Source organism: Rhodovibrio salinarum DSM 9154 (assembly GCF_000515255.1).
GTDB lineage: Bacteria > Pseudomonadota > Alphaproteobacteria > Kiloniellales > Rhodovibrionaceae > Rhodovibrio > Rhodovibrio salinarum.
Window position 1 is genome coordinate 3274999 of record NZ_KI911559.1, and the last position, 12830, is coordinate 3287828.

At 64.7% G+C, this 12830-nt stretch carries 12 protein-coding genes; 5 read left to right on the forward strand and 7 right to left on the reverse strand.

The genetic code is table 11. From position 1 onward, the window contains the following. Positions 1-29 precede the first annotated feature (29 nt). From RHOSA_RS0115145 to RHOSA_RS0115155, 3 genes are all read right to left on the reverse strand, one after another. Positions 30-1241, reverse strand: a complete 1212-nt coding sequence (locus RHOSA_RS0115145; RefSeq protein WP_027289337.1) for an E22 family MetX-like putative esterase — start codon at positions 1239-1241, stop codon at positions 30-32. Between the two features lie 69 nt (positions 1242-1310). After that, positions 1311-1457: a hypothetical protein gene (locus tag RHOSA_RS25215; RefSeq protein ID WP_156092756.1), complete on the reverse strand. Its 147-nt coding sequence runs from the start codon at positions 1455-1457 to the stop codon at positions 1311-1313. 27 nt (positions 1458-1484) lie between these two features. Next, complete coding sequence (locus RHOSA_RS0115155; RefSeq protein WP_027289338.1) at positions 1485-1919, reverse strand: hypothetical protein; 435 nt, start codon at positions 1917-1919, stop codon at positions 1485-1487. 279 nt (positions 1920-2198) lie between these two features. On the opposite strand from RHOSA_RS0115155, the gene RHOSA_RS0115160 reads away from it, so the two are divergent. Continuing rightward, a complete protein-coding gene (locus tag RHOSA_RS0115160; RefSeq protein ID WP_027289339.1) occupies positions 2199-2930 on the forward strand; it encodes a class I SAM-dependent methyltransferase in 732 nt (243 codons plus the stop codon). A gap of 54 nt (positions 2931-2984) precedes the next feature. Here RHOSA_RS0115160 and thiE read toward each other — a convergent pair whose 3' ends face one another. Together thiE and thiM are read right to left on the reverse strand one after the other, a co-directional pair. Then, positions 2985-3617: a thiamine phosphate synthase gene (gene thiE / locus RHOSA_RS0115165; protein ID WP_027289340.1), complete on the reverse strand. Its 633-nt coding sequence runs from the start codon at positions 3615-3617 to the stop codon at positions 2985-2987. Beyond that, positions 3614-4420 carry a hydroxyethylthiazole kinase gene (thiM, locus tag RHOSA_RS0115170; RefSeq protein ID WP_037256462.1) on the reverse strand — a complete coding sequence of 269 codons (807 nt, stop codon included), beginning with the start codon at positions 4418-4420 and terminating at the stop codon, positions 3614-3616. Before thiM ends, thiE begins: the two co-directional genes overlap by 4 nt. Before the next feature lie 188 nt (positions 4421-4608). On the opposite strand from thiM, the gene RHOSA_RS0115175 reads away from it, so the two are divergent. From RHOSA_RS0115175 to RHOSA_RS0115190, 4 genes are all read left to right on the forward strand, one after another. Then, a complete protein-coding gene (locus RHOSA_RS0115175; protein WP_027289342.1) occupies positions 4609-5295 on the forward strand; it encodes an orotate phosphoribosyltransferase in 687 nt (228 codons plus the stop codon). 258 nt (positions 5296-5553) lie between these two features. Further along, positions 5554-7125, forward strand: a complete 1572-nt coding sequence (locus RHOSA_RS22870; protein ID WP_215905010.1) for a peptide ABC transporter substrate-binding protein — start codon at positions 5554-5556, stop codon at positions 7123-7125. Positions 7126-7127: 2 nt separating this feature from the next. After that, the gene (locus tag RHOSA_RS0115185) at positions 7128-8081 is read left to right on the forward strand and encodes an ABC transporter permease (RefSeq protein WP_027289343.1); all 954 of its coding nucleotides are present in this window, start codon (positions 7128-7130) and stop codon (positions 8079-8081) included. Then, complete coding sequence (locus RHOSA_RS0115190; protein WP_081728757.1) at positions 8074-9045, forward strand: ABC transporter permease; 972 nt, start codon at positions 8074-8076, stop codon at positions 9043-9045. Before RHOSA_RS0115185 ends, RHOSA_RS0115190 begins: the two co-directional genes overlap by 8 nt. A gap of 7 nt (positions 9046-9052) precedes the next feature. On the opposite strand, the gene RHOSA_RS0115195 is transcribed toward RHOSA_RS0115190, so the two are convergent. Next, positions 9053-11236, reverse strand: a complete 2184-nt coding sequence (locus RHOSA_RS0115195; RefSeq protein ID WP_027289345.1) for a hypothetical protein — start codon at positions 11234-11236, stop codon at positions 9053-9055. Between the two features lie 536 nt (positions 11237-11772). Continuing rightward, on the reverse strand, positions 11773-12621 hold the full coding sequence (locus RHOSA_RS0115205; protein WP_027289347.1) for a universal stress protein: 849 nt from the start codon (positions 12619-12621) through the stop codon (positions 11773-11775). Between the last annotated feature and the right edge of the window lie 209 nt (positions 12622-12830).

The window sequence follows — 12830 nt, forward strand, 5'->3', positions numbered from 1 at the left end:
AAACACGCCAGGTTCCTCGATGGGGCGCGCTATTCCCCAACCGTGCGGTTCAGGAAGTCGCGAATCTTCTCTGCCTGGCTCTGGATGTTCAGCACCCCGTTCAGGTGTCCCCGATCGCCCGGGATCTGGGCACGCGCCACCGGTGTGCCGTCACTCTCGATCATCTGCTGTGTCTGATCCGCAAGACCGGGGAAGAACACCAGATCGCCCTGCGCCTGCAGCATCAGGGTCGGGGCGTCGATCGCCTTCAGACCCGCTTCAGGCGTCTCGGCATCGCCGGCGATGAACAGCTGGTTTGCTTTGACCAGATAAAGGAAGTGATTGGCGTCGGCGGATGACGCGCGGTCCTTGGCCACCTTGTCCAGGGCGGCTTCGACCGCATAGCGATTGTCGAACGACTTCGCAGGGTCCGCGTCCTTGGCCGCCCACTTACGTCCAAAGGCTTTCTGCGCCCAGGGCCAGTTCTGGGCGTGCAGGGTCACCGTCTTGAGCGCGGCGGCCAGACCCGCCTTCGGCCGGTCGCCGCCGTAGTAGTCGCCACCGTTCCAATTCGGATCGAGCCGGATCGGCTGCGCCCAGATATCGAGCCAGCCGATCAGGAAGGGGTCGGCGAAACCGTTGCCGATCACTGGAATCACCCGCTCCACCATGTCGGGGTAACGCGCCGCCCAATCGTACGCTTGGAGCGCCCCCATCGACGCGCCCATGACCGCATGCACCTTCTCGATCCCGAGATTGGCGAGCAGGCGCCTTTGGACGCGCACGAAGTCCCCGATCTCCACGATCGGGAAGTCCATGCCGTAGGGCTCGCCTGTCTCTGGATTGATGCTGGCGGGCCCGGTGGTGACCACCTGCGCGCTGCCGACGTTCAGGTTCACGAGCGAGTCGACCGAGATCACATAGTACTTGTCGGTATCGATCGGCTTGCCGCTCCCGATGATGCTGTCCCAGTAGCCGCGCGCGCCCTCCTCGCTATAGCGTCCGGCAGCGTGGCTGGTGCCGGAGAAGAAGTGCGGGATGACGATGACGTTGTCCCGCGCCTCATTAAGGCTGCCATAAGCCTCCCACCCGACACGCACCTCGGGAATCGGCGCGCCGTTGACGGTGGTGTAGTCCTTCATCGTGAAGGTCTTCTTCTCCACGATCGGCTCGTAGGCTGCCGCCGGCGTACCTCCGGCAACGATCGCGGCCAGCATGCTCGCCATGGCAACGCCGCACGTAACGCGAGCGGAAGTCAGCATATTCGCCTCCCTGAATGGCGATGGGCGCGCCGTTAGACCCCGGCACGTCGTCCACCCGACATCCTTGGATCAGGATGCCGGCGGCTGCTCGTCCTGTGCCGGCGGGTCGACGTCTTCGCGTTGGGCACGGCGGACGGAGATCACCTGCCAGATTCCAAATGCCAGCGCGGCACCGGAAAACAGCAGTTCGAACAGGATACCGTAGATCGATGTCATCTTGAGATACCTAGGGAAACCGATGGGTCAGGCGACGTGGCGCCGGTCCGGCGCGGGGTCCGGATCACCCTCGGCAGGTGCCGTTCCAGCCGGCGTCGCCGCAACCGCCGCCTCCGGCTCGGCGAAACGGTACCGACTGTGCCACCACATCCAGGCCCCATAGCCGCCCAGCAGCATCAAGAAACCGACCAGATCGACAATCGTGAAGATCTCCCCGCCAAGCACGACGTAGAAGAACACCGCCTTGAGAGCGACAAACACCAGCGCGGCAACGATAAGTGGTGGCATCGCATCGCCCAGGATCGCGATCGAGGAATAGGGGTCGCGGCGTTGCGGCGTATCGTCGTCCGCCGCGTAACCAAGCGCCACGCGCTCCGCCCGCACGGCTTGGCGCCGGCGCCAGCCCGTGATCAGAAAGGCAACCGCGATCACGGCAAGCACAAGACCGATCCAGTGGGCCATGGCATCCCTCCCAGTTCTGCTGACTTAATCAGCACTGCCCGCGACGCGCTGGACCATTCCGATGGCCGTCTCTACTCAGCGGCGCGAAACGAACGATCAGTCTTCAAGTGGTAAAGACGATAGAACGCTCCGCAGGGCGCGATCAACCAATATGCCCATACACGTCAGACGCGGTGAAATAGCGCGTGCGACTGCGCCAATCGCGGTTGACGCTTGGCATGGCCCACAAAGCCATCGACACTACTCAGATGATCCTGCCACGGCCGGGGGCTTCCCGCCATGACGCGCGGCCACACCGATCCGACCCGGACGGACGACGTCGAGGGGCGCCCAGACGGGAGTGCCCACGCGGGCCCGGAGGTCTGGGACGCCAACGCCCGTGCCTGGACCCGCGCAGTACGCGAACAGCGGATCGCCAGCCGCGCTGCCGGCACGGATGCCACCCTATTGACCACGCTGACACGCCTGGCGCCTGGCCGGCTGCTCGACGCCGGGTGCGGCGAAGGCTGGCTGATCCGCGCGCTGCGCCAGCATATGCCCAACTGCTGGGCCCTCGGCATCGACGGGGCGCCGGCCCTGATCGTCGCAGCCCGGGCAGCCGATCCAAACGGCTGCTACCATCTCCTGACCTACGATGCCCTGGCCGCCCAAGACTGGCGTGCGGACCCGGTACTGGCTGAACGGCTGGCCGATCCAGTGGATGTCGTGGTCTTCAACTACGCGCTGTTCGACCGCGATATCCGCCCGACGCTGCGCGCGGCGCGTGCGCTGCTCGCCCCGGGCGGGGCGGTGGTGATCCAGACCTTGCCGCCCTGCGCCTCCGGTGCCGAGGGCTGGCGAACGGAAGAGTTCACGGAATTTGGCGAAGCATCCTGGGTGCCCATGACCTGGTACGCGCGCTCGCGCGCCGCCTGGGAATCCGCCCTGGCGGACGCCGGCCTCGTATCCCGAACCGAGCAGGCACCCACCCCGGATGCCCTGTCGCTACTCTTGGTCGCCCAGGCCATGTGAGCGGCCCATGTAAGCGTCGGCGGTCTCCGGATCAGTCCCTGCGCGCGCCCCGCGCTACGCCAGGAACCCGGCGCGCAGGTTTCGCGCTGCCAGCCTGGGATCGTCCGCCGCGCAGATGGCGGAGACAACCGCGATGCCCTCGATGCCCGTCCCGCGCAATTGCCCGAGGTTCGTTTGGTTGATGCCGCCGATCGCCACGGCGGGCAGACCGACCCGACGGCGCAACTTGGCCGCGAAATCCGGGCCGATCGCCTCGCCCGCATCCGCCTTGGTGCCGGTCGGGAAAACGCTGCCGATGCCGACATAGTCGACGATATCGGGGTTGGCCGTATCCGCCTCCACGCGGTCGGAGACGGACAGGCCGATCAGCATATCTTCGCCAACCAACCGGCGGGCGATCGAGGCAGGCATGTCGTCCTGCCCGAGATGCACCCCAGCCGCCCCGGCCGCGAGCGCGACGTCGATCCGGTCGTTGACGATCAAAGGCACGCCGCGCGGCTCCAACAGCGCCTTCAGCCGCAACGCATGCTCCAGCAGCACACGGGTATCGGCATCCTTCTCGCGCAGTTGCACGACCGTCACCCCACCCTCGATCGCGGCGAGCACGACCTCTTCGAACGGGCGCTTGCCGGTATCAGCCGCCCCCATGACGAGGTAGAGGCTCAAGTCGGGCAGCGTTCGGCTCATTGGTCGATACTCGCCATCTCGTTCAAGGTTTCGCTGTCCAGCTGGGTGAAGGCATCCAGCATGCGCATGCGCAAGCTTCCGGGGCCGTGGGCGTGCTGCGCGGCCAGTTCGCCCGCCACCCCATAGATCGCGATCGCATGCGCGCTCGCGCGTAGCGGCTCCGTGCCGACACCGATACATGCGCCCACCAGGCCCGACAGCGCGCAGCCCATGGCGGTGATCTGCGCCATCTCGGGCACACCGTTGGCGACCGCGATCACCCGGCTGCCATCGGTGATGTAGTCGACCGAGCCGGTCACCGCGACGATCGCCTGGCTGGCCTGCGCCAGATCGCGCGCGGCATCCAGCGCCTCGGCCGAATCGATCGAGGAATCCACGCCCCGCGTCGCGCCGGCACTGGCCGCGTTGGCCAGCGCCACGATTTCCGACCCGTTGCCGCGGATCACGGTCGGCTGCTGCGCGGTCAGGCGCGCGGCCACCTCGTTGCGGTAGCGCGTCGCCCCCACCCCGACCGGGTCGAGCACCCAGGGCGTGCCGAGCTCGCTCGCCTTAGCAGCGGCCTGCTCCATCGAGTCCACCCAACCGGCGTCCAGCGTCCCGATGTTGATCACCAGCGCGTTCGCCGCCGCCACGACTTCGTCGATCTCCTCGCGCGCGTGCGCCATCACCGGCGAAGCGCCGACGGCGAGCAGGACGTTCGCGCTCAGGTCCATGGCGACGAGGTTGGTGATCGAATGCACAAGCGGGTTGCGCGTGCGCACCTCGGCCAGCGTGTCGCAAACGCGCGGCGTGGGCTCGCTCATCGGCTCTCGTGTCTCTCACTTGTCGGTTAACGCTTTTGCCAGGCGGCGGCGCAAACCATCGCACAGCAGCCGCCCGGGTCAAGCCACGCAGACGCGCGCTTGGTCCCTTGCACCCGGCCCGTTGCTCCCGGCCGGTCCGCCGGGCTATCACGCCCTGACGACCGCGTGAGCCAGGAGATCGTTCCCAGATGCCGCACCAGCCGACCGACACCGCCCGCACCACCGCGCGCATCCTGATGGAGATCGGCGCGGTGCTGTTCCGCCCGGACGACCCGTTCACCTTCACCAGCGGCCGCAAGTCGCCGGTCTACGTCGATTGCCGCAAGATCATCTCCTATCCGCGCGCACGGGCGAAGCTGATGGAGATGGCCGTCCAGCAGGTGTCGGACGCAGCGGGCTACGAAGCATTCGACGCCGTCGCGGGTGGCGAGACCGCCGGTATCCCGTTTTCCGCCTGGCTGGCCGAGCGGCTGGGCCTGCCGATGGTCTACGTCCGCAAGAAGCCGAAGGGATTCGGCCGCAACGCCCAGATCGAGGGCGACCTGGCCGAGGGCGCGCGCGTGCTGCTGATGGAGGATCTGGCGACCGATGGGGGGTCCAAGCTGAACTTCGTCGACGCGCTGGAAACCGCCGGGGCTGAGGTGCGTCACGCCTTCGTGGTCTTCCACTACGGTATCTTCCCCGAAGGCATCGCGCAGCTCGACAAACGCGGGGTGCAGCTACACGCGCTCGCCACTTGGTGGGACGCGCTCGCGGTCGCGGAAGAAGATGCCTACCTGGATGCGGCCGGGATCGCCGTCGTCGAGCAGTTCCTGCACGCCCCCAACGACTGGTCCGCTGCCCACGGCGGCAAGACCAGCGCGGATGTAACGTAAGGGGTAAGGCGCTACCAAACGCCTGACGTGCCCGGCCACCTGCGTTAGGCTGTCCCACGTGCTTACCACTCCGAAGCTCGCGAGGGCCCCGTCATACGCCGCCTGGTCTCGCTCACCCTGCGTTATCTCGCCCTAATCGGGCTGCTCACGCTCGCCGCCTGCGACACCGGCACGGGCGATGCCAACCAGCAGGCTGGCGGTCCTGACCAGCGTACGCTCACGATCGCGATCTCGCAGTTCCCCTCGACCTGGCATCCGATGCTCGATGCCATGCTGGCGAAAAGCTACCTGCACGGTCTGGCCCGCCGGCCGGTCGTTGCCTACGGCCCGGATTGGGAGCTTCAGTGCATGCTGTGCACCGAACTGCCCACGCTGGAAAACGGTCTGGCCGAACGCGAGGAGCTGCCGAACGGCGACACCGGGATCGCGGTCACCTACACGCTGAAAGAAGGTTTGAGCTGGGCCGACGGCGAGCCGGTGACCAGCGCCGACATCCGGTACGCCTGGCAGGTCGGCAAGCACCCCAAGACCGGCGTCGTCTCGCAGCAGATCTACGCGCGTATCCGCGATATCGAGATCGTCAATGACCGCACCTTCGTCGTGCACATCGACCGGGTCACTTACGACTACAACGCCACCGTCCCAACGCCCCTGCCCCGCCACATCGACCGCGCGGCGTTCGCGCAGGACCCGGCACAGTACCGCAACCAGAACGCCTTCGACCGCGACCCGACCGATCCCGGGCTCTACCTGGGACCGTACAGGATGGTCTCGGTCCAGCGCGGCGTGCGCGCGGTCTATGAACGCAACCCGCACTGGCCCGGCAAGAAACCGGAATTCGACCGGATCATCGTGCGCGCGATCCAGAACACCGCGGCGATGGAAGCCAACCTTCTGTCCGGCACGGTCGACATGATCGCGGGCGAAACCGGCATGTCGATCGACCAGGTGCTGGCGCTGGAGACGCGCCATCCCGAACGCCTCCAGTACAAGTACCAGGCGGGTCTGGTCTACGAGCACATCGAGTTCAATCTGGAGAACCCGATCGTCGGCGACCGGCGGGTGCGTCGCGCACTCGCCTATGGGGCCAACCGGCAGGCGATCTCCGAACAGCTGTTCGACGGCAAACAGCCGGTGGCCCTGCACAACGTCAACCCGCGCGACCCCGGCTTCACCGACGACGTCCAGCGCTACCCCTACGATCCCGAGCGGGCGCGGGCGCTGCTCGACGCGGCGGGCTGGACCAACGACGAACCGGGCCAGACCCGAACCGACGCGAACGGCAAGCCGTTGCGCCTGACCATCATGACCACCGCCGGCAACCGCACCCGCGAGCTGGTGCAGCAGGTGCTGCAGAGCGACTGGGACCGGATCGGCGTCGACCTGCAGATCGTCAACGAGCCGCCGCGGGTGTTCTTCGGCCAGACCGTCTCGGGGCGCGATTGGGATCACATGGCGATGTTCGCCTGGCTGTCCGCGCCGGAGAGCGTGCCGCGCTCGACCCTGCACTCCGAGCAGATCCCCGAAAAGGGCGAGGTCGGCGGCCAGAACTACAAGGGCTATGCCAACCCGCGGGTCGACGCGCTGATCGACCGAATGGAACGCGAGCTGGACGATGAAAAGCGCGTGGACCTTTGGCACCAACTGCTCAAGATCTACGCCCGCGACCTGCCCACCCTGCCGCTCTACTGGCGGGCACAGGCCTTCGTCCTGCCGCGCTGGCTGACCGGCGTGGAACCGACCGGGCATCAGTACACCACCACCCTGTGGGTCGAGGACTGGGGCGTGCGCGATCCGGACGCTACAGATCAAAGCGACGGGGGCGGCTAGCCATGCTGAGCTACATCGTCCAGCGGCTGGTGCAGACCGCGCTCGTGCTGTTCGTCATGTCGTTCATCATCTACGCGATGATCGGTCTGATGCCGGGCGATCCGATCGACCTGATGGTGCAGGCCGATCCGGACCTGACGGCGGCGGACCAGCAGCGGCTGAAGGCGCTGTACGGCCTCGACCAGCCGTTGACCACGCGCTACTGGAACTGGCTGACCGCCGCGCTGCAAGGCGATTTCGGCTATTCCCGCCTGTTCGCGCAGCCGGTACTGGATGTCCTGTGGCCACGGCTGGGCAATACGATCGTCCTGATCGGCTGCGCCTTCCTGCTGTCGCTCGTGATCGCCCTGCCGGCCGGGATCGCCGCGGCGACACGCCCGCGCAGCCTGCTCGACAACGCGGTCAACCTGGGCGCCTTCGCCGGCATCTCGGTGCCGCCCTTCTGGCTCGCGATCCTGCTCATCATCCTGTTCGCGGTCACGCTGGAGTGGTTTCCCGCCGGCGGCATGACCGACCCCGGGGAAGGCGGCCTGCTGGACCAGTTGCACCACCTGGCGCTGCCGGTGATCGCGCTGACGCTGGCGCGCGTGGGCGGGATCATCCGCTACGTCCGCGCCGCGATGATGGAAGCGTTGCGGCAGGACTACATCCGCACCGCCCGGGCGAAGGGACTGAGCCGCCGGCGCGTGCTGATCTCCCACGCCCTGCGCAACGCGATGATCCCGGTGGTGACGATTCTGGCACTCGACATGGGCATGCTGGTCTCGGGCGCGCTGATCACCGAGACGATCTTCGGCTGGCTCGGCATGGGCAAGACGGTCTACGACGCCGTGCTTGGCAACGACTACAATCTGGCGCTGATGGGCCTGCTGTTCGCCACCGCACTCACCCTGCTCGCCAACCTGGCAGCCGACCTGGCCTACGCCTGGCTGGACCCGAGGATCAGCTATGACTGAGCGCGACCCGGCCATAACGCCGCCTGGCGAGCTGCGCGCCGGGGCGGCCCGGGCGCTGGAAGCCTCGGCCACGCCCACACAGCTGTTGTGGCGTCGCTTCAAGGGGCATCGCCTGGCACTTGGCAGCCTGCTGGTGCTGCTGCTGCTCGCGCTGCTGTCCTTCGCCGCGCCGCTGGTCGAGGCATGGAGCGGCCTGTCGGCTACCCGCGTCGACCTGATGGCGCGCAATGCCGCCCCCTCGCTCGGCAACCCGCTAGGCACCGACGAGCTGGGCCGCGACCTGCTGATCCGGCTGCTCTACGGCGGTCGGGTCTCGCTGACGGTCGGGCTGGCCGCGGCCGCGATCTCGGCGGTGATCGGCACGGTGGTCGGGATCGCCGCCGGCTACTACGGCGGCCGGTTCGACGCCGCGCTGATGCGCTTCACCGACGGCGTGATCTCCCTGCCGCTGCTGCCGCTCTTGATCGTGCTGGCGGCGGTCGACTTCACCAAGCTGGGCCTGCCCGAAGGGCTGATGACCTCCGAAAGCGCCAGCCTCTACCGCATGATCCTGCTGGTCTCTCTGGTCGGCTGGACGACCGTCGCGCGGCTGGTGCGCGGGGCGACACTGTCGCTGAAGAGCCGCGAGTTCGTGACCGCCGCCCAGGCGCTGGGCGCCAGCAATGCGCGGGTGATGTGGGTGCACCTGCTGCCCAACGTCGCCTCGCCGATCATCGTCTCGACCACCCTGTCGATCGGCAACATCATCCTGCTGGAAAGCGTACTGTCCTTCCTGGGTCTGGGGATCCAGCCGCCGATGGCGAGCTGGGGCAACATGCTGACCAACGCCCAGGAACTGATCTATTCCAACCCGATGCTGGCGGTCTGGCCGGGCCTGCTGATCTTCATCACCGTGATCGCCTTCAACTTCCTGGGCGACGGCCTGCAGGACGCGCTCGACCCGCGCAGCGGGCTGCAGCGGTAGGCCAGCCTTACAGGATCGCCCAGGTCGTGATCAGCACGCCCCACAGGACGATCCCGAACACATGTTGGAACAATGCAATATATCGCACGACGTTGTTCGCGGGATAAAAGCGATTGTAGGCATGGAGGTTGAAGATCGGAACGATCGCGTCCAGCGAGTACTGAAGGGCTAGCACCCGGGTTGGCCTCAGGTCTTTGTCCACACTGAGGAACCCCGGATAGTTCGACATGTCCTTGGGTTCGAAGTCGGCGTACCAGAAGCTGGAGCTTGACGGCTTTCCGGCGGTTTCTCCCCACCCATAGCGACGTTGGTACAATGAGGAATAGGCCGCATAGATAATGGCCCCAACGAGCCACAAAACAAGCAGGGAAAAGAGGGCCCGTTCCGGTTTGGCGCCATAGCCACCGAACCAAAGCACCGCCGCAAGGGTTTGTTTCGAGATAGAACCAAAGGCCCATGCCTGATAGTCGGCGTGCTTGGCCTCCTGAAGCTTGTCTCTCGACGCCGCATGATAGCCCTGCTCACGCAAGTAGCCGGCCAGAAAGGTGAGCGGGTCAACCAGCTCGCCGGTCGGCTGCTCCGCTTCGTCTTCGGCGTGCCACAACGCGTCGGCCCATTCTTCAACGTGCCGCATGCGCTCGCGAGGGTCTAATGGACCGCGACGATTCCGATCAGACCCAGATGAGTTCTCCGGATCATTATAGGCATCCCTAGGTTCCGGATCGAACAGCGCGTAGCGGAAGCCGCGCCCGTGCCAGCGCATGCTGCAGTCTTTCGCTTGTTTCCAGTTGATGACGCGGACTTGCGCGGCCGTAAAGTTGAACAAGACGGTTGAATCGTCGGATCTAAAGCGCCGCGCTGCGGTTGAATCAGGCGAGCACCGCGTTGATTCTTTGATAGGACTAAAACCGAACGGTGGACGCACCCGAAGCTCGCTCTCGGACTCGACACCGGTCAAATCCACGTCGCCATGCCAGATACCATATCCTGCGGTCTGCTTTGGGTCTTCATTTATTTTGACGTCAAGGTGCGGCACCTCGATCTCGCTTCGCATGGCAAAACGATTGTAACCGAATGTGAGACCATCGACGCCACGTGATGCAGAATTACCCACGAATGTGAACGGACCAAGGACCTTATTATTGTAGACAGTGACTTTTTTTGTATCGCCGTTGAACGCCGTATAACCAATCCAGAAACGGCCCTCAACCATATTAGAATTAAAAACTGGGTTCTGGCCAAATACTGCATCCCGAATCTGTATTCCTAAAAACTCATTGTCTACAATATATGTCCCATTATTAATTTCTGCTTCATAAATACCAAACACATCAGCGCGGGTACGCCAGATTTCTATTTCTCCTTCTATATGGGACCTCCGGATAGAAAATTCCTTAAATTGGCTTTTAAAGATCTGGATACGCCCCTCCAACCGAGTTCCGTTGGCGATTATCAGCGACTCATCGAACGTTGCCCCCTCTATCAAAAGCGAGACTGCCCCCGGCCCCTCCTCCCAAAACTTCTGGTTGCCCAGAGGTTTGCGACCGATAAAGTCTTGATAGACCGGCCCAGCGCGGATGCGTGTATCAGACAGCATCACCGGAGTGGCTACCCTGATATACTCAAGAACCAGGGGCTCTGGGATCTCCGCTCCGTGGATCACAAGCCCCCCATTTACGGTCGCAGGCAGGAGATTATCCGTATTCAGCAACGCCACCAACGCCCGTGCAGGTAGATGTCCACGGGACTGCTTGGCCGCGCCGTCACCCCCACTTCCGGCGTTCTGGCCGAGGTCGACGCGGAGATAGCGTAGTTTGCTTGCCTGCTGCCCTGGACAGCGATCGTCCCGCCGACACGTTTTTTCGGACGCGACGAATGGCTTTTGCCAAACATCTATAACCCGCTCGCAGAGGGTACGGACCGCCTGCAATTTATCGCCCTGTCCGGCAGAAGACGCCGTCAATCCTACCAATTGGGTGGCCTCATCCGACATACCAGCGGTCACGGTCAGGCAGTGTTCAACACTGTCGAACGGGCCTTGGTCTTCTTCAGAGGCTGCGCCCCCTGCCGCTGCATAGGCATCACCAATCACCAAAAACAAAAAGAGCACGACCGCCGCCAGCAGGCACTCCCACGCGCAGAGCGAACCGAAGGATCTGCGTTGGACATTCGTCCCGTTATCATGAGCCATGGTATCCCCCTTCCCCCTCGCTAGATATCAGCCGAGGCAGGCTTCTGCGCCGTTCGTGGCGAGAGGTGGCTTTATTTACGCAGCCTAACGGCTTGCGACCGCCTAGCAGCCGGAGCAGCGGTCGCTGGCTTGCGCATGCCCCACCGGGTTCACTCCTTCAAGCAGGCTGCTTCGGACAGTGTCAGAGCCAAACAATGCGGCTCCGCCGATCAGCACGACCAGGGTCAGGCACGCGATTAGGGTATAGTGCGCGGGTTTCATGGTTTTCTCCCTCACCAAGCACACATCCAAATGCGGAAACATTAATTTATTCGGTCGCCGACCAATCGCAAGCACACTTCAGAGTGGTCGACACCCACTTAAGGGAGCCGAATAAGCGAAAAGAACCTGAACGGAATTCGGTCACGCGCACGCATGAAACGCGAATTACCAATAAAACCGGTATGCGCGGAGAAACTTAACACGGCCCACAGGGCCCGGACCCCGCGTCCGGCCAGGACATATCCGGGCCGGACGCGGGTCTCAAGATCGACGGCCTAGTGGCTCATCAGCACCGGCACGGTCATGTGCTCGAGCATCGTCTCGGTGACGCCGCCCACCACCAGATCACGCAGGCGGGAGTGGGCGTAGCCGCCGATCACCAGCAGGTCGCACCCCTTGTCGGAGACGCGGGAGAGCAGCGTGTCGCCAGGCTCGATATCGCGGCTTTCCAGGTGCTGGACGTTCACTTTCACGCTGTGGCGCGAGAGATGCAGGCCGATATCCGCGCCCGGCTCGTCGCCGTGCTTGCCGACCTTCTTCGGATTGACTGAGACGACGTCGACCGACTTCGCCTGCTCCAGCAACGGCAACGCGTCGTTGACCGCGCGCGTCGCCTCGCGGCCGGCGTCCCAGCCGACCATGATGTTCTGCGCAACCGACAGCACGCCCTTGGTTTCCGGGGCGCCGACGTAAGGCACGACCAGCACCGGCCGGCCACAGGAGATCACCACATGCTCGACGATCCGATCGCCGCCGACCGGCGGGTCGTTGGGATCGACCTGGCCCAGGATCACCAAGTCGGCATAGCGCCCGTGGATCGCCACCACCTCCGGCAGATCGCTGATCCGGGCGCGGGCCTGGCGCGTTTCATAGTTAATGCCGGCGCGCTTGGCCTTTTTGCCAAACTCCTCCAGCCGGGCCTTGGCACGCTTCTCCTCGCGCTCCTTTTGTTCCTTCTCCAGGGTGGATGGCATGTCCGCCCAACCGGGCAGCTTGTACTCACCGATGCAGTAGACGGCCGACAAATGCGCATCGTGCAGGCGCGCCAACTCGATCGCATAGTCCATGCGCTTGGCGCAGGCCTTAGTATCGTCGATGTGCAGCAGCAGGTTCTTGAGCGCCATCGCCTGGGTCCCCCGATCTCTGATTATGGTGTCTGTGTTGTGGCCTGGCCGCGTCCGGCGCCCGGACGGCGCCGTAAACTCTTATCCCAGGTCACACGGCAGTCATTGATGGACGTCAAGCCGAAGACGTGTGCCGTCCCGGCAGCCCGCGTCAGGCTAGCAAACGGACCGCCGCGAAACCACGGGCTGACGCTGTCGGCACGCCACCT